The following is a 17,689-nucleotide window of genomic DNA, read 5'->3' on the forward strand; positions in this document are numbered from 1 at the left end:
AGTTTTAAACTAATAAAAAAGTCCCTACTGATTGTATCAGTAGGGACGAATTATTCGCGGTACCACCCTAGTTGCAGAAATATTCTGCCTCTTAAGAATTTGATAACGATCAAATTTGACCGTTTTTCCCTCAGTAAAGATTAAACTTTACTTCGAAAAAAATAGCTCCAGGACCGAAATTCATCCTTATCTTTGTACTGATTTCCACCATCCATCAGCTCTCTATTACATTGAGATAAGTACTACTTAAATTCCCTTCATTGCTTAAAACTATATTAATCTATCATTAGTAGCTTGATTCTTTTTTTAATATGTTTTGTATTATAGGGGTTATTTCACAACTCTGTCAACATCTTTTTATTTCATTTTGTTCATCTACTATACAAAATGCTAGTTTAAATAGTTTGTATGCTGTGAAATTAATATAATATAATTAAGAAAAATGGAGGGAATCAAATCATGCTAAACATACGAAATGTAAAATTGGAAGATTTAACTGAACTGGTAGAAATTGAGCATCTTTGTTTTTCAAAAGAAGAGGCAGCAACAAAACAGGCATTCGAAAAACGCATTAAATTAATTCCCGATAGTTTTTTTGTAGCTGAGGAAAATGGTAAATTAGTTGGTTTAGTAAATGGTCCTGTTATAAATGAGACTTTCATTACAGATGATTTATTTAGCGAAATTAAAAAAAATCCATCTACTGGTGGACATCAAAGTATCTTAGGCATAGCAGTTGCTCCACAAAACCAAAATAAAGGGATCGCATCAAAATTGCTTTCTCATATCGAAAAAGTTTCAAAAGAAAATAAACGTGATTCAATTACTCTTACATGTAAAGAAAACTTAATTCATTTTTACGAAAACCATGGCTTCATCAATAACGGTATTTCTAGCTCAACACATGGTGGAGTAAAATGGTATAACATGATTAAAAAACTGTAATAAGGCGATAGCTTTATTACAGTTTTTTTGATATTTATATAAGACTTTATGATTCAATTTTATACCACTCCAAAACTTCAGAAAGCTTCTCCCTTATACTTTGGATTAGCTCGGTCGGTTCCTTCACAGACGCATCTTTTCCAATGGCAATGAATATTTGAGCTAAAAAAAGTATTTCATTTTGTGTAATCCAATCTTTAATCCACCCAGTTCCGTCCTCCCTGGTCTGTACCTTAAACCTCGGATCAATTATTGTTTCACTTCTTTGTACCCCTTCCCTACTAAGCTCCACGTAAAACATAATTAATTTTTCTTCTCTCATACTTTTCAATTTCTTTCCAAGTGGTATTTGCGGCAAATCAAGCGGCTCATTTTCCACTTCATGACTTATCGAAACAATTTTATCGCATCTAAATAATCGATAGTCATGACTAGTAAAACAATATGCAGGACAATACCATAAACCATTGCTCGCATAAATTCCAAGTGGCTGAATTTCTCTAATCGACTTTCCTTTATACGACTCGTATTCAATACTAAGTACATTTTGACGAATTGAGGTCTCCAATAGTATTGGCAGAAATGGGGATTTTGCTTGTTTTGTTGGTATGAAAAAATCGAACCGATTTTTCATTTCATCAATATGATCTTTAACGTCAGTAGGTAAGTAGGCATAAAATTTCTTCAAAGCGGATTTAGATTGCGCTTCAAAAGGAAGTGTGGAAAAGTGTCGTAATGCATGACTAGCAAAAAATATTGAAACTGCTTCTTCTTCTGTAAAGGTAATTGGAGGTAAAACTCTTTCGTTCAACACCTGATATCCACCGTGAGGACCAACCTCAGAATATAAAGGTACCCCTAATTCACTTAATTCCATTAAATCTCTTAAGATTGTTCTAGTAGAAACGTTAAATTCATAAGCTAATTCCTTAACTGTAAACTTACGCTTCCGATTGACGAGCATCAATAGTTCAATTAATCGTTTTGATTTCGCAGACATATTCTCACCTTATTTTATAACTATGACAGTTTTTGTCACTATTATAATTTATCATATGTGTTAAACCAAACAAAAAGGAGAATCATGCTATGCAATCAATCGAACAGAATAATAAAGAATTAGTAAAAGAGTTTATTGAGGTTTTCTGGAATCAGAACAAACTAGACAGCGCCACCAATTATTTATCACTCGATTACAAAGATTACTCTTACGGTTCAACAGAAGGATTGAAACAATTCGCTAACGTAATTTTCACAGGCTTCCCAGATAGCCATTACACGATTGAAGAAATTGTCTCCCAAGGAGAAACTGTTATCACAAGACTGGAATTCACAGGAACAAACTCTGGATTTTTTAGAGGAAATGCCCCAACCGGAAATTCGGTAAAAGTATCTTTATTTAGAGAATTCAAAGTAGAAAATGGTAAAATTTTATCTCATCGTGGATTATTTGATACACCAACTCTTATGAGTCAATTAGGGCCAAAATAACATAAAAACTACCAACTATTCTTATTGAATAGTTGGTAGTTTAATTGTGTTTTATTAAATAGTAAAATTCGAGTTTATTACAATTTAGCTAATACTTGATTTATATTTCTCCACTCATAAGTTAGTAATTTCAATTCAGTTCCAGAAAATGTAATCTTATCTGTTTTCAATAACTCAGCACCATAATATTCATAGAAAAAGCGCGTTTTATTGTCTTCTAAAACCTCTACGAATACCCGATTATAACCCCATTTTTGAAACTGAAGGAATAATTGTTTCATTAATTGCTTTCCTACTCCTTTACCTTGATATTCCTCAAGAAGATAAATAGATGTTAAGTCACCAGAGTGATCGACTTGATTCCTCTCTCTTTTTCCACAATCTGCAAAACCTATAATTTCCCCGCCATCATTTTCAGCAACAACTACATAATCCCCCTCTTTTGAAAGATTATGATTCCACAATTTTTCTCTTTGTTCATATGACAACTTCTCTAAAAACTCGTTAGGTATTATATTTCGATAAGTAGTTTTCCAACTATCAACATGAACTTTAGCAATGCCTTTCGCATCTGACATTGTAGCTTTCCTAATAATCAAATCTTCCACCTCGCACCACTCTTTTTAAAAATATATATACCTTCATAGTGATGAAAAGTCCTTCAATTTTTCTTGAGTTTTCCTTGTATTGACTTAAAAAGTAGTAATCTCTTAATTAAACTAGCTACTTATAAGAGCATTTCGGGGATTTAATTGTGGGGTTGCCATTTTTAATTGCGATTACTCTTTTTCATTTGCAATTCTCTATTTTTAACAAAAAAAAAGCACCTCAACAGATGCTCTTTACTACCTTTTCCGATTATACTTCTCAAAAGTAATCGTCTGAACCTCATATTTCTTTCCATTCCAATCATATAAAAGCTTCAAATTTCCAATTGCTCCTCCACCATCGGTTGAAATCATTACGACAGCATCGGCAACTAGTTTTTTCTTCTCCACCATATAGTCAACTGGTACGTGGGTATATACACTATCGTCAGAAGACGTATCTTTAAACCCTAACGATTTCAAATTAACTTTATAAGTTTTTTGTTTAGTTGTTATCGTTACAATATCCCCTTTTTTCTCCATTTCCACAAGACGTTTAACGGCTTCAGGCACCGATTCAATTGGAACTTCCTTATATTCTTCGCTTTGGTCATCGTTAGTACTAATTTGCAATAAATGAATCGGATCATTAAAATTATCCAATACGATCATAACTTCATTTTGTTTATCTTTATTTAAATCTTCACTAAACATTTTCGTACCATACTTCCCACTTTTCCATGTTGGGAAGTGATATAAAAAACCTTCATTTCCAATTTGAACATCAAAATTCCGGTATTCTTTCTGATCAATTCGGTCAGCGATTAAATAGATATTTTCCTGCCACACATCACTTGGAATCCCATTCATAACCACTCGTTCAGCTTGTCGTGCACTTACGGAAGAACAAGTAAAAAATGTAAAAGTACTGATTAAAACACCGATTAAACGTCGGTTCATAAAAACACCACCTTTACCATTAAGTTGTCCTAATATGGAAAATATAACCTCTAGCTAAAGGATTTGCCTATTCACCTTCTCCACAAAAAAAAGAGAGCTGCAAAAGGCAACTCCCTGTAACTTAAGAATTTATTCCAGCAGTCTGTCCCTGCTCCTGCACTATTTCTCCCTTCAATCTTCTTTCTAATGCAGGAGTAATTCGTACAAATATAAGAATACCAATTACACCTAAACTTGTTAAGAAGAAAGAGGTCGCGAAATTCGATAAGTATGCACTTAGAGAAACGGTTATCGAGCAGATAAACATCGCTAAATTAAATGTTAAACCTGCAACCGCCATATAGGAACTCCTTGTTTCGTCAGCTGGTAAGTTAGCCATATAGTTTTGTTGAACCGGTACTCTTAATACTTCCGCAACTGTTGCGATGAACATTGCTATAAATAATAGCCAAATAGAGTTACTATATGAAATCACTGCATATCCACCAACAAATGCAATACAACTCCATATTAACGTTTTTCGATCATCCAATTTCCCTACTATTTTAGAAGCGAAAAGTGCCATTACAACGACTAGTATCGTATTTTCTGTACGTAGGAAACCATTCATCTCGATTCCACCAAATGTCCAGTTCAATAAATGTTGTGTGTGGAAATCATTCGCTAATCGAATACTTATATAATTTGTTAATTGGAATTCCATTGAAAGTACTAGCAAACCTGCCAGTACATAAAGAATAAAGAGCTTATCTTGAAAAACGTCACGATAATTTGAAATCATTTTTTGAGCATGATGAGCAATCGTCTTTGTTTCCGTCTTTTCAGTAACTAAACTTTCTTCAACAAAGAACGTAATTAAGACCCAAGTAACAAGTGAAGCAACTGATAGTGCTAATAATAGTTCAAATAAATATGATTTAAATAAAAATCCTCCTAGCATGCCACCAATCGCAATTGATAAATTGTTCGACCAGTACATGATTGAGTACATAAGCTTTCGTTCCTCTGGCTTACTCACATCTATTAACATTGCCTGGTTAGCTGGCCCTGCTAGTCCCCAACAAATACTATTCAAAGTCATCATAAAGAATGTAATAAGAGGTGATGTAAACCAAGGTGAATTACAAAGCATCATCGTAATAAACGCAAGTAATCGAAGTGTTTCGGCAAATACAATCGCCTTTTTCCGACCAAACTGATCCGAAAAATATCCCCCAAAAAAGTTCATAATAATGCCTATAAATACATTTACAAGCAAAAGTAATCCTGCTTGTTTTATCCCAAAATGCTTAGATAAATAAATCGCCATAAATGGAAAAATCATACTTCCAATTGACGAACTCAAGAACGATTCAAGTAATCGAATTTTAATATTTTTGTGAAACTTTAGTATCCCCACGCTCTTTCTACCTCTCTTTATCTATTAAATCCCCTTCGTTTAAACTAGTGCCAAATAAATCCATTATTTGCATGAAAATTCCCCCTTTTTAAACTTTTCACTTAATTAGGATAGCAGTTATTTCCGTTTATGCCAATAAGCAAACCTAATACTTTTTCCCTATATAAATGAGAAAAATTGGAATACCTAAAGCAAACCCATTTGACTTGTTTTAAAAAATTGTTTGAGTATCATTTTGTAATGCCTCAGTTCAGGTATGATGGCAGCCTCACTATTTTCACTACATTTCTTTACTTTAGTGCCTTCGAAGTAAAATAGTAAGATTCCTGATCTTTCACATATAGTCCAACAAAATTTCGTATCTAATTTAGTAAAAAATAACTAAATTTACGTATTGTGAATACTACTTATTGAAAAGAAGTTGCAATTAGACTATCATCTAATTAGATAGGCATAAAAGTAGGTGTATATTAAGTGCAATTAAGTAAAATTGTAGATTTTCATAAAGCTTTAGGTGATCTTACTCGTGTACGCATTATTGCTTTACTTCAGCAAGGTCATTTAAGTGGACAAGAAATTGCCAGTAAATTAAGTCTTAAACCCCCAACAATTACCCATCATATGTCAAAGCTTAGAGAGGTTGGTCTGATTAAAGAGCGCCGAGATAAAAATACAATCTATTTCTCTCTAAATACAAAAATTTTAGAAATGAATGCAAAAGCAATTTTTACAGTGGGAACAGGAGGAGATTCCAATATGGAAATGTCAGTTACTGATAGTGAACGTTCAAGCATTATCAATAATTTCTTTACTAAGGAAGGCAAACTTAAAATTTATCCTGCTCAGCGAAAGAAAAAGCTTGTAGTTTTAGAGCATATGATTAAAGGCTTAGAATTTGGTAGAGTTTATCAAGAAAAAGAAATCAATGAATATTTGAAGGAATTTCATGAAGATTACGCTACTTTGAGACGAGAGCTCATTATGTGTCAATACATGTATCGCGAAAATAATCAGTATGAATTAAATCCAGTTGAATTATGGTGGTTAAAATAATTGGGTAAAAAAGAAGAGAAAAACTAGCATTTAAGTAAAATAAAATCTATTGACAGAATCTAAAAAAAGAAAAAGAGATACTTTAAAATATCTCTTTTTCTAACTAATTATTTACTTGGATTTGTAGAAATATATTTCTTAACTACTTCCATAACATACCCCTGACAAGCATCAGCTGTAGTTGGATCATATTTACCGCCATTTGTTTTATTGTTTGATAATACGCGAATTCCTAAGAAAGCTACATTATATGCTTGAGAGATTTGAGCTGCAGCTGCACCTTCCATTTCTTCTACTGAAGTTCCGTATTTAGTATGGAACCATTTAATGCGATCAACTTCATTGTTCCAAACGTCTGCAGATCCGATTGTACCTTCTACAACCTTACCTTTAGTGTATTTGTTTTTCACAGCATTTGCAGCTGCTAATAAATCTTTATTACCTTCGTAAAAACGTGGTTTTTCAGCATTTGGATCTTCACCTGCACTACCTTCTGAAGCCATTAAGTCCATTGGTTTCCATTGAGTTGCATCAATTCCTTGGTTTTCGTCCTTCGTTTCTGTTTTTAAAGAACCAATATTAGTTGTATTTTTACCTAATACGATATCAAAAACATTTAAATTTGGATCATGACCACCAGATGTCCCTTGGTTAATAATTGCGATCGGTTTATATTTTTCAATTGCAATCGCTGTAGCAGCAGCAGTGTTTTCCATACCTTTACCTGTTTTTGCTACAATAACTGGATAATTATCTAAAGTACCTTTGTAAAATACGAAACTACCTGATTTTTCAATTTTTACATTTTTTAGCTGACTTGCAAACTTTTCAGCCTCAATTGGCATTGGCCCCTCAATAATAATTGGTTTTAGATGTTTAGTTTTTGCTTCTGCAGTGTTCGATTTAAAGTTATAACCTACAGATATTGAGATTAATAATGCCGAAATGATACCTAATAAACCGTATTTTTTTAACAATGTCTTTTCCCCCTTGATGATGATCACACTCGATGTTTTAGTCAAAAAAAATGGTCTAGAAAAAGTAGAACAATCTCTACCTTCTAGACCTACGAAAGTTAAAGTATCGATCAGCAATAAATGCCAATCATCATTATTGGTTACAAAAAACGAAACCAAGTATACTTTAACCCGTAGTCTAGTTCTTTCATTGGGAACCAGGTAGAAACGCTCAGACCATATTACTGAGCATATACGAGTAATGTTTATGAATGATTACACTGCTAATATATCAAACTCGAAATATATTTTCAATACAAAACATGAACTTTTTTAAAGAAATGTATAATAATGTTCGTATTTTACAGAATATATTAGATTCAACTTGTGTAAAACAATGTTTTCGTTATCTTTTTCTAAAAAAACTGAAATAAAATTTCAATTTTTAGAATTCGAATTTTATTGGTCTTAAAAATAATTCCTCTAAAGTGTCTTTCGCATTTTTATGTTCATAAATAATTTCAAACAATGCGTTACAAATCGGTAGTTCAACATCATACTGATCAGAAAGTTCCTTTAAAGCCTTAATTGTAGAAACCCCTTCTGCTAATTTATCAAAAGGTTTTTCTTCAACAAATGCCTGTCCATACTTTCTATTATGACTATGCATTGAAAAGAGTGTTGCCTCGTAGTCTCCTAAATGACTTAAACCGTAAATTGTTAAATCATTTCCACCCATTGCTCTTATTAAACGAGAAATTTCTCTTGTGCCTCTGGCCATCAGTGAGCCTTTTAAACTACTATATTTCAATCCATCCAGCATTCCTGCAGCTATTCCCATGACATTTTTTGTTGCAGCTCCAATTTCATTACCAATTAAATCTTGTCCGTAATAAAGTCGTATTAACTCGCTGTTAAAGGCTTTAGCAATCTGCTTTGTTACTTCAATATTCTCCGAACCAATAACCATGCAATTTGGTATATTTCTTACAAAATCCTGTACATGGCCAGGTCCTACCCAAACCGCTACATTGCTATATTTCCCAACCTCTTCATAAAAGACTTGTGTAAGCCTTTTTCCAGTAGTAGATTCTATGCCCTTCATACAGAGGATAAAAGTTTTACCTTGTATTCCATTATATTGACTTAAGCGGTTTGCAAATGTTCTTAGCTCTTGGGCACTAATTGATATAATAATGACTTCTGCAAATGATAATGCACCTTCTAAAGAGCTCGTTAACTCAATTTCATCTGGTAGGCTTAAATAGTCATTTTTTCTTGTCTGATTTAAGCCTATGAAATTTCTTGAGCTTTCTCTTCCCCATAAAAATACATCGTGGCCAACTCGATTAGCGTACCAAGCTAAAAAAGTTCCCCATCTACCGCAGCCTAAAACAGATACATTCATACATTGCTCTTCCTTCCAAAATTTATTATCGAGTAACTGGACTAAACAAAAAAACAAACAAGAAGTCTAATTAGTTAACTATTAGACTTCTTCAGATTGTTGAAAAATTAGTTTGTCAATTGGTCTCTTAATAACTCGGTTGTTACTACAGCCTTTTATGAGGAACCTTTTCTCTTCTTTTTGCCTTTTTACTTCCTCATGAACCTCTCATGAGGAACTAACTTTCTTCATCTTGCTGTTTTACTTCCTCATGAACCCCTCATGAGGAACCTTATTTCTTCTTTTTGCTGTTTTACTTCCTCATGAACCTCTCATGAGGAACCTTTTTCTTCTTTTTGCCTTTTTACTTCCTCATGAACCTCTCATGAGGAACCTTTTTCTTCTTTATGAATTTTTACTTACTCATAACCCCCTCATGAGGAACCATTTTGCTTCTTTTTGCTGTTTTTACCCCCTCATGAGGAACCTATTGCTATTTTACAAAGTCCAATTAATTAGTAATCCTGCATGAGTTAATCCACCACCAAATCCATACAGTAAAACCTTGTCTCCATATTTAAGTTTTCCTTCTTTTACTCCCTTAACTAAAGATAATGGGATCGTGGCTGATGATGTATTTCCGCAATCTACTAGGCTATATAATGTTTTTTCGATTGGAAATTCGCTTCTTTCGCAGATTGATTCAATCATTCTTAAATTTGCACTATGTGGAACAAACCAATCGACTTCATTTAATAAAGTGGATCCATTGTTTAGTACAGCTTGCATTCCTTTTGGTACTGTGGTAACTGCCCATTTGTATACTTCGCGTCCATTTTGAATGATATTATTGTTATTTATTATTTCTTCACCGAACATTTGATTTGATAAATTTGAACAATATAAATGTTTCCCTTTTTCTCCTTCTGATCCAAGATAAGAGGAAATGAAGCTAGGGTGTTCTTCATCATACTCCACTAAAGCTGCACCAGCGCCATCACCAAATAAAATGCAAGTAGTGCGATCTTCATAATCGGTTATTTTAGATAAAGTTTCTGCCCCAACTACTAGAATTTTTCGATTTAATCCTGATGTAATTAATCCATTTGCCATATACAAACCGTAAGTAAAACCTGCGCAAGCAGTATTTAAATCAAATGCCCCAGCATTTTTTATGCCTAGCTTTGCTTGGATAATGGAAGCAACACTCGGCGTTTTGAAGTCTGGCGTTAACGTACAAACGATAATCATATCAACATCTTCAACAGACTTATTGTATTTTTCCATCAAGTCTTTTATTGCCTTAAAGCTTAAGTCGCTTGTATATTCATTTCCATTTGCAATTCTTCTCTCTTTTATACCTGTTCGCTTTACAATCCATTCGTCATTAGTTTCAACTATTTTTTCTAAATCCTTATTTGTTAATACTTTTTCTGGTACATATGAACCTATTGCAGTGATACGTGCTTTCGAATTTTGCATTATGGTCACCTCAGTCATATTTTTTAATATCTTTCCAATATTATATCACCAGATATTAATACTAGGTACTAATTTTATTTTAAAATTTTTTCATTCTTTTAATTTATGGGGGATTAAATTAAATAAAGTTGCTAAAACAGCAACTTTACTAAAAAAATATTACAATTCTAGTGTCATAAAAACACTATTAGGGTCATCTTTATAATCAGCAAAAGGCTTACAATACTTGAATCCAAAGCGTTCATATAGTTTTTTTGCTGGATCGAATGCTTCCATTGAACCTGTTTCCAAACTTATTCTCTTGTAGCCTCTATTTTTCGCCTCTTTGATGATGTGCTTTAGCATGCGCCTTGCTACACCTTTTCTTAAATGAGCTGAAGAAGTTCTCATTGATTTTACTTCCCCATGTAATGAGTCAAGTTCTTTTAGCGCTCCACATCCAACTAATACATTTTGTTCCCATATACTCCAAAACGTAATTTCCGGTTTCTTTAATCCTTCAAGGTTTAGAGCATGTATGCTTTCAATTGGAGAATGCTGTGTCATACCTTGTAAATGCTCACTAATTAGCTTAGCAACTTCAGTTCCAGTTAAATCATCAACCTTAATTTCCATGTAATGACCACCTCATTCCTCTTTTTATATTGCAATTATTATACTAAATTTTGACAAAATTCTAACTAGTTTTTAAGTCAAAATAAATTACTTGCTAGCTCTTAAATAAAATAGTATTTTATGGAAAAACTAATTATCTAGAAGAAAAATTTGAAGTAAAAAAGAAGGAATTCAAATGAATCGCAAATTAAATATAAGTGGTTTTCAATTCTTTTGTATATTTTTTATTAGTGGGGTCGGTGCTTCTCCGCCAGTCGAAATATTTGCTAGAGCTAAACAAGATGGATGGATTAGTTTATTAATCGGACTCATTTCAGCTTGTTTACTCTTTGCGGTGTATATTAAGTTATATTCATTATTTCCTGAACTTCCCTTAACAAAATATATTCAAATTATTTTAGGAAAATATGTAGGAAAAATCCTTGCATTAATCTATATCTTATATTTTCTTTATATTGCTGCACGTGCTTTACGTGATTTTGAGGATTTATTAACAATCACTCTTTATAATGCTTCTTCTCTAATTTCAATTGGGCTAATTATGATGTTATTAATTATGTATGCAATTTCTAAAGGACTAGAAACATTCGCTCGTTCATGTGAATTTATTTTTATCATGATAATGTTTCTTACTGTAATATTTATAGGATTTGAAATCATTTCAAAATTAATAAAAATGGATAATTTAAGACCCGTTTTAGAAAACGGATGGAAACCAGTATTCAAAGCAGCTTTCCCAATTTCTTTAACCATTCCTTTTGGCGAGATCATTACATGTACAATGATTATGCCACATTTAAAAAAACAAGATTTAGCAATAAAAGTAGGAATACCAGCCTTATTATTTTCGGGACTTATATTAACCTTATTTGCAGTTTTAAATACTGCCATATTAGGCCCTTCCGTTATTGAAAGAACAACATACCCACTTCTAACTTCAGTTAGTTATATTAATATTGCCGATTTCATCCAAAGATTGGATACTTTCATAGTTGTAATTTCAGTATGCAATGCTTTTGTAAAAATTACAATTTACTTTTATTGTGCGGTATCTGGGGCTGCAGATTTATTTAATGTAAAGAAAAGTGACCAACTAGTCTATCCTATTGGCATTATTACTGTTGTTACTTCCTTATGGGTGGCTTCTAGTTTTCTTGAGCATCATAGAGAGGGAATCGATTTAGTACCTTATTTGCTTCACATCCCACTTCAAATCATTATTCCGGTTAGTTTATTACTAGTTCTCCTAATCCAACGGAAACTAAAAAGTAATAAAGAAGACTTGAATTACAATTAATGAAAATTAAAAAGACAAAACAAAAGGCTTCAGTTTTCACTGAGCCTTTGTTTATTATTTTTGAAATTTAGTATTATTGAATAACCGTTATCGTTTTAGGTGTTGTTGTAACTTTAAAACCGTCTTTCGTAACAACATCTACTGTAACCGTATATGTGCCATTTGGAAGATCTTTTTCAGGTGCCCATTTTGTACTAAATTGAAACTCATTTTCGAATGTGGATGAATCAACAAGCTTTCCACTAGCATCTTTAATATTAATCGTCCAGTTTACTTTGTTATAACCATAAAGCGAAATTCTTGCAGGCTTAGATTCGTTTACACCAGTTGATGGAGTAATACCCCAAGTTACCATTGCCATACTTTGTTTATTATAACTTTGATCTCCCCATTTTGTCCAAGCCATATTCCCTGCATAATCACTAGATCTAAATACCATACCTTTTGGTTCAGTATTAACTGTTAGAGTTGTTACACCGGGGTTTAGTTGATAATATGTTCCATTTACATAAAGATCAGTAGCGTAAAAGTCAGTTGCATTATCTGTCGCATCAAATGTAATGACATATTTTCCGTCTTTTGGTGTTACCTTAATATTAGAAATCTTTGGTGCAACTGAATCCACGATCATTGGCAATTTAACTGTTTGTGGTCTAGCGTTTGGATATGCTAATGTTGTTTTAATGACATAATAGTAAGTACCATCTGGAACAAAATTTCCTGATACGTCTTTCATATCCCATTGGTATAATTGATATCCATAATCTCCGTTAAACATGATGTTTTTTCTAAATTTCCAAGGCTCTCCAGTTCCAGTATACTCACTATAGTCACCTAGATATCTAAGTTGTTTTCCAGTAGAATCTTCAATAGAGACCTCAGCTTTTTCTAAATTACGTAAAACGGACATTCCACCAAAAATTCCCTTATCTATATTGTTTGGCGAGAAAGCAATATGGTTTAAATCAAAACCTGCTCCATTGAATCCTAATGGTGCTCCTCCCTCTGTATTATCATTCCAAAGTGCTGTATGACCTGCAAAAGAATCTTTCTCCCATGCTGGAGCATCGATATTTCGTAGCTCATCCCATTTTCCATAAAAGCCCATATAAGGAACGGTGATCGGTACAGCTTTATCTTGGTCTTTTGCTACTGGTACAAGACGAACATATCCTTCTACAAAACCATTTTTCTTTAATGAATCTGGTAATGATACATTAACAGTTAACATTTTTGATTGACCTGGTTTGATTTTCAATGTAGACCCTATTTTATCTGTTACAATATTATCATTAACAGTGATTTTTGCGCCCTTAATTTGTTCACTTGATAAAGTTAAATAGTCTTTTGAATCTAATTGCCCATCATGATCAAAGTCAAATTGCTTTGTTTCTGTCTTATCCTTTAATAAATCAACATACACATTGTATTCAATATCAGCGCTATTATTTTTACCTTTAGGTGCATCAAAAGCATCAACGTTTAGTTTAAAGCTTGTATTTTGTCCGATTTCCTTTAATGCTACTGAACCAGCTTGTTCTAAAGGAGCGTTTCGATTTGTCACAATAACTGGCGTATTAATCGCATTTTGAATTTGCATTAAACCAGACCCTTGAATACGTGGTGAGTATGGAACTTCACTATTTGTTCTAGGATCCATAATGATTTTAGATGTATTCATTAATGCAATTTTCGCTTTTAAAACTGTATCTTCTGAGTGTTTTAATCCTTTTTCATAAAGTGATTGTAAGACTAATGTTGAACCACCTGCAACATGTGGCGTCGCCATCGATGTACCACTCATCACTTGATATTGGTTACCAGGAATTGTTGAATAAATATTTCCGCCCGGAGCCGACATTTCTGGTTTAAAGTCTAAAGTAGGTGTTGTACCCATTGATGAGAAATAAGACATCGTATCTTTATCTGGATTGTCTACCCAATAATCGCCGATATTTTTCATACTTAAATATTGACCACTAGGCATAGTACTCATTTTATCTAATAATGCTTGACCGATCGATTTACTTGTTGAAGCAGTCGGTGTTGCCGATGGAGTTACTGGTAGCGTTACATAATCAGGCCATTTTGAAGGTGGGATCATAATAATAGCCTTTGCTCCCGCTGACTTTGCAGTAATTTGAATCGACGAAACTGTACTATATGAATCTAAAAGTTTAACTACCGCAATATAATTCGTTTTACCTTTTGGATAATCCGTAGCCTTTTTGCCTTCATTAACATATACCAAATCGTAGTTTGTATTCGGTAATAGATTATTAGATACATTAAAAGCTTGTCCGTATTGAGAATGATCTTTGAAAGGTACTGCTATACTTCCATCTGAAATTGCGTTCATATGAATTTTTGAATTTTCATATGAAGCAACTGATAAAGCAAATGGGCTTACACCAGGTGAACCAACCGTTCCAATATCAGGATTTTCCGCAAATGGTTTTATTGTTGCAGGAGTTAGAAAAGCTTCGGAACTGAATGCTGAATTTCCAGCAGCAACTACTACGAGGGTACCTTTTTCAGTCGCATTTCGGATTGCTTTTTGAATTGGATCATAATTTTCGTCTACATAGCCTGCATCACTACCTAAGCTCATGTTGATTACATCTGCACCCATTGTAACTGCGTGTTCGATTCCTGCGATAATATCATCTTCCATAGCCCCGCCACTACCATTATCAGAAAATACCTTTTCTGCTAATAGTTGAACGCCAGGTGCAATACCAGCTACTCCGCCAGTTGCGTCATTACCATTTGCTCCAATCGTTCCTGAAACGTGTGTACCATGTGAACTACCTTTTGGTCCAGGAATAACATTCGTATCGTTGTCTGCCCAGTCATATCCAGATGGTACTTTATCTGAATACCAAGTCTCATTTACATCTGTTGTTCTTGCAAACTGGTCAAATTTATCCTTTGTCCATTTTTCTTTCGCTTTAGCTGCATCTGATAGTGTCATATCTTTGTGAGTCCAATCAATACCAGAATCTACAACTCCTACTAATAAGCCTTCCCCTTTATAACCGTATTGCTCCCAAACCTTTTGAGCTTGTACTAATTCTTTACTTGCTGCCATCGTTTCGTGGAACGTTCTAGCAACAGAAACATGGGTAACCCCAGGGATTGACTGGATATCTTTTAAATTTTTATATTGAGTTTCAACACTAAATCCGTTAAAACCTTCAAAATAGCGATGTTTCACTTTAAAATCAACATTTGATTTTGAGTTTTTTTCTTTTGAGATTTGATCAATTACATTGTCTTGCTTTTCTTTAAACATTTCTTTTTTACCCTCAGGCGTTGCTTGTGCTTGTTCGCTATCCGTTGGCTGTGCCACCTGAACGATTAAATGAACTTCCTCATCAGGTTTAAATGTTTTCATAGATTCTTGGTTGTCTTCTTTATACATTGAGTTTTCTTGTGTTAAATTTAGATTATTCCTTGCAAATAAAGATGCTCCTTGGTCAAAAGTTACATCAGTTGATTCAGTTGAATCAGTTTGAGGTGTAACGTTATCATTGTCCGCAAAAGCTAGTGAAGTAAAAAGTAATGATACTAAAGCAGTTGTAGACATAACTTTAAACGCTTTAAATTTTCCGTTTTTCATAACAACACTCCTACAATTTTATTCTGTATTTACTTATATCCACCTGGATCGATAGAGTAATAGTTAAATATAATGAGAAACTTAAGTTTTCCTATTCATCTGATTTTCGTGGCTGTTAATTAAATACATTTAAATTGTACATCTGTCATAATTGAACGTATATTGGGGGAATCTTCTTAGTTCTTTTACAAAATTTTTCATCATATTTATACATAGAAATGCCAGAACTATACAAAAATCATGTTATTTTATGGAAAAAAAGATATTTTTATGTCGGATTTTTTATATTTTGACCAAGATAATAAAACTGATAATTGGGAAAAATAAAACAAAATAAATAATTTTTTATCAATAATTCGATAACCATGACGAAAAAACAGGATAAATGACCTACAATATTACAAGGAAAACATCGAAAAACTATGAGTTTTATTAAAAATTCTATTATTTTATTAAAAATGTTTAATAGTTTAATGTAAGTATTAGCATTTAAATTTTTCCAAAATAAAAAGAGTCATAAATATGACCCTTATTACTTAACATGCATGCGCTTGAATTACAAAACTACATTTTGCCCAAAGAAAAACCTTCAAACAGCTGTCCTCCATATGGTTGCAAAACATCATTCACTAATTTGATAATCTTATTCTTTTCACCAGTCACATAAAAAGAATCAAAAGCTTCTATAAGAGTGCTTGCAAACTCTTCGTTGTATTGTCTTAATGAACGTATGATCCACTTTGACGAACCAATCCATTTACAATTTGTTCTTAAAACGAATTCACTTACTAGTTCTGCTAGCGTATTTGTTATAAATAATTCTTCCGCTCTATTAGAGGAACCTATAAAATCATTTAGTGTATCCGTAATAAAATATCGCTTTATTTTAATTGTTTCCTCTGACCATTTTTCTGGACCTTTATCTAAAATATCATTTGCTTCTTTTTTAATATCGATAATTACTCCTTCATCCTTTAAGATGATTCCCTCAGAAACCATCCTTGGAAGCGAAGGTCTAGCCCTCTCGTAATCACTTTTAAAATATTGTTTATAAGATGATAAATTGTGAACAAAAACTTCTATATCCCAACCAAATACTTTTAATGACTCTCTATATGAAGAGCTAAGGCTTTTATCGAATATAACTATATCAAGATCAGATGTTTCTGTTGCTTCGCCGCGGACTACGCTGCCTGCTAGTAATGCTCCCTCACACTTTGGAAAGTACTTTTCAATAAAATGTTGTGCTGCTTCAATTGGGTTTAACTTATTTATATGCTTCATGATCGTATCCTCTTTTCCTAATAAAACCATTTAATTAAAGAATACAAAAGATTCCTAGGAGAACATAGTCTTCTATTCTATTTATAAACTTGGATAAGAAATTTTATATTTTTTTGACACCTCGATCAATTTCTGAAGTTTTTCAGTTGAAGGAGGACCTTCTTTAGGCTTTTTGAATCCTTTATAAAATGGTACAGATAGTTCTTTTACAAATTGGTCAAAACCTGATGGATAAGCAGTAACAATGAATTGTGTTTCCTCAGAGCGTACTTTAAATGTATGGGGAATTCCACGAGGAGCAAATACATAATCTCCAGCCTTTGCCAAGATTTTATGATCGCCAATAAAAAAATTAATTTCACCTTCTAATACATAAAAGGTTTCATCTTCTAATTCATGTACGTGAAGAGGAGGCCCACCATCTTTTTTACCGTTGCAATGCAAAACGCAAAATGCTCCGTTTGTATCTTCCCCACTTACTAGGATGGAGGTAAAATCATTTAAAAAGAAGTAAGTATTCTCTTCTGTAATTCCTCGGTGCATAAAGCCTGCTATACTCTTTTGTTTGAAAGTCATTTTTACCCTCCTCTTCCGATATTGACTTTATTTTA

Annotated in this window: 15 protein-coding genes, 1 riboswitch and 1 other annotated feature; of the genes, 4 read left to right on the forward strand and 11 right to left on the reverse strand. The window is 33.0% G+C overall.

From position 1 onward, the window contains the following. Positions 1-38 precede the first annotated feature (38 nt). Positions 39-270 (reverse strand) — a binding site (T-box leader). Positions 271-459: 189 nt separating this feature from the next. Then, a complete protein-coding gene (locus tag V5E38_RS16795) occupies positions 460-945 on the forward strand; it encodes a GNAT family N-acetyltransferase (protein ID WP_499210835.1) in 486 nt (161 codons plus the stop codon). A gap of 46 nt (positions 946-991) precedes the next feature. On the opposite strand, the gene V5E38_RS16800 is transcribed toward V5E38_RS16795, so the two are convergent. Beyond that, entirely contained in the window at positions 992-1,945 is a 954-nt protein-coding gene (locus tag V5E38_RS16800) for a helix-turn-helix transcriptional regulator (RefSeq protein ID WP_499210836.1), read from the reverse strand. An 89-nt stretch (positions 1,946-2,034) separates the two neighbouring features. On the opposite strand from V5E38_RS16800, the gene V5E38_RS16805 reads away from it, so the two are divergent. Then, positions 2,035-2,436, forward strand: coding sequence for an ester cyclase (locus V5E38_RS16805; protein WP_499210837.1), 402 nt, complete (start codon positions 2,035-2,037; stop codon positions 2,434-2,436). 77 nt (positions 2,437-2,513) lie between these two features. On the opposite strand, the gene V5E38_RS16810 is transcribed toward V5E38_RS16805, so the two are convergent. The 3 genes from V5E38_RS16810 to V5E38_RS16820 all read right to left on the reverse strand — a co-directional run bounded on the left by V5E38_RS16810 (position 2,514) and on the right by V5E38_RS16820 (position 5,382). Further along, positions 2,514-3,035, reverse strand: coding sequence for a GNAT family N-acetyltransferase (locus V5E38_RS16810; protein WP_499210838.1), 522 nt, complete (start codon positions 3,033-3,035; stop codon positions 2,514-2,516). 246 nt (positions 3,036-3,281) lie between these two features. Continuing rightward, positions 3,282-3,983 carry a hypothetical protein gene (locus V5E38_RS16815; protein ID WP_499210839.1) on the reverse strand — a complete coding sequence of 234 codons (702 nt, stop codon included), beginning with the start codon at positions 3,981-3,983 and terminating at the stop codon, positions 3,282-3,284. A gap of 121 nt (positions 3,984-4,104) precedes the next feature. Then, a complete protein-coding gene (locus V5E38_RS16820; RefSeq protein WP_499210840.1) occupies positions 4,105-5,382 on the reverse strand; it encodes an MDR family MFS transporter in 1,278 nt (425 codons plus the stop codon). 474 nt (positions 5,383-5,856) lie between these two features. Between V5E38_RS16820 and V5E38_RS16825 the strand changes: the two genes are divergently transcribed. Further along, complete coding sequence (locus tag V5E38_RS16825) at positions 5,857-6,435, forward strand: DUF2087 domain-containing protein (RefSeq protein ID WP_098565911.1); 579 nt, start codon at positions 5,857-5,859, stop codon at positions 6,433-6,435. A gap of 107 nt (positions 6,436-6,542) precedes the next feature. Here V5E38_RS16825 and V5E38_RS16830 read toward each other — a convergent pair whose 3' ends face one another. The 4 genes from V5E38_RS16830 to V5E38_RS16845 form a co-directional block, all read right to left on the reverse strand. After that, positions 6,543-7,430 (reverse strand): 5'-methylthioadenosine/S-adenosylhomocysteine nucleosidase, encoded by an 888-nt coding sequence (locus V5E38_RS16830; protein WP_499213593.1) that lies wholly within the window; start codon positions 7,428-7,430, stop codon positions 6,543-6,545. 136 nt (positions 7,431-7,566) lie between these two features. Next, positions 7,567-7,670: riboswitch (purine riboswitch) on the reverse strand. Positions 7,671-7,836: 166 nt separating this feature from the next. Next, positions 7,837-8,799, reverse strand: a complete 963-nt coding sequence (locus V5E38_RS16835; RefSeq protein WP_499210841.1) for an NAD(P)H-dependent glycerol-3-phosphate dehydrogenase — start codon at positions 8,797-8,799, stop codon at positions 7,837-7,839. A gap of 477 nt (positions 8,800-9,276) precedes the next feature. Next, entirely contained in the window at positions 9,277-10,260 is a 984-nt protein-coding gene (locus V5E38_RS16840) for a ketoacyl-ACP synthase III (RefSeq protein WP_499210842.1), read from the reverse strand. A gap of 159 nt (positions 10,261-10,419) precedes the next feature. Next, the gene (locus V5E38_RS16845) at positions 10,420-10,875 is read right to left on the reverse strand and encodes a GNAT family N-acetyltransferase (RefSeq protein ID WP_499210843.1); all 456 of its coding nucleotides are present in this window, start codon (positions 10,873-10,875) and stop codon (positions 10,420-10,422) included. A 175-nt stretch (positions 10,876-11,050) separates the two neighbouring features. Between V5E38_RS16845 and V5E38_RS16850 the strand changes: the two genes are divergently transcribed. Next, positions 11,051-12,172: a GerAB/ArcD/ProY family transporter gene (locus tag V5E38_RS16850; RefSeq protein ID WP_499210844.1), complete on the forward strand. Its 1,122-nt coding sequence runs from the start codon at positions 11,051-11,053 to the stop codon at positions 12,170-12,172. Positions 12,173-12,245: 73 nt separating this feature from the next. Here the strand turns inward: V5E38_RS16850 and V5E38_RS16855 are convergent, their stop codons facing one another. From V5E38_RS16855 to V5E38_RS16865, 3 genes are all read right to left on the reverse strand, one after another. Further along, complete coding sequence (locus tag V5E38_RS16855; protein ID WP_499210845.1) at positions 12,246-15,794, reverse strand: S8/S53 family peptidase; 3,549 nt, start codon at positions 15,792-15,794, stop codon at positions 12,246-12,248. A gap of 564 nt (positions 15,795-16,358) precedes the next feature. Beyond that, on the reverse strand, positions 16,359-17,078 hold the full coding sequence (locus tag V5E38_RS16860; protein ID WP_499210846.1) for a nucleotidyltransferase domain-containing protein: 720 nt from the start codon (positions 17,076-17,078) through the stop codon (positions 16,359-16,361). Between the two features lie 81 nt (positions 17,079-17,159). Beyond that, positions 17,160-17,654 carry a quercetin 2,3-dioxygenase gene (locus tag V5E38_RS16865; RefSeq protein WP_499210847.1) on the reverse strand — a complete coding sequence of 165 codons (495 nt, stop codon included), beginning with the start codon at positions 17,652-17,654 and terminating at the stop codon, positions 17,160-17,162. Positions 17,655-17,689: the final 35 nt, after the last annotated feature.

It is taken from the genome of Rossellomorea sp. GAMAL-10_SWC, from assembly GCF_049568075.1.
Lineage (GTDB): Bacteria > Bacillota > Bacilli > Bacillales > Bacillaceae_G > Gottfriedia.

Bases quoted from the DNA above. Each gene is read 5' to 3' on its own strand.
- V5E38_RS16795 (WP_499210835.1), top strand. From the start codon at position 460: ATGCTAAACATACGAAATGTAAAATTGGAAGATTTAACTGAACTGGTA.
- V5E38_RS16800 (WP_499210836.1), bottom strand. From the start codon at position 1,945: ATGTCTGCGAAATCAAAACGATTAATTGAACTATTGATGCTCGTCAAT.
- V5E38_RS16805 (WP_499210837.1), top strand. From the start codon at position 2,035: ATGCAATCAATCGAACAGAATAATAAAGAATTAGTAAAAGAGTTTATT.
- V5E38_RS16815 (WP_499210839.1), bottom strand. From the start codon at position 3,983: ATGAACCGACGTTTAATCGGTGTTTTAATCAGTACTTTTACATTTTTT.
- V5E38_RS16835 (WP_499210841.1), bottom strand. From the start codon at position 8,799: ATGAATGTATCTGTTTTAGGCTGCGGTAGATGGGGAACTTTTTTAGCT.
- V5E38_RS16840 (WP_499210842.1), bottom strand. From the start codon at position 10,260: ATGCAAAATTCGAAAGCACGTATCACTGCAATAGGTTCATATGTACCA.
- V5E38_RS16845 (WP_499210843.1), bottom strand. From the start codon at position 10,875: ATGGAAATTAAGGTTGATGATTTAACTGGAACTGAAGTTGCTAAGCTA.
- V5E38_RS16850 (WP_499210844.1), top strand. From the start codon at position 11,051: ATGAATCGCAAATTAAATATAAGTGGTTTTCAATTCTTTTGTATATTT.
- V5E38_RS16855 (WP_499210845.1), bottom strand. From the start codon at position 15,794: ATGAAAAACGGAAAATTTAAAGCGTTTAAAGTTATGTCTACAACTGCT.
- V5E38_RS16860 (WP_499210846.1), bottom strand. From the start codon at position 17,078: ATGAAGCATATAAATAAGTTAAACCCAATTGAAGCAGCACAACATTTT.
- V5E38_RS16865 (WP_499210847.1), bottom strand. From the start codon at position 17,654: ATGACTTTCAAACAAAAGAGTATAGCAGGCTTTATGCACCGAGGAATT.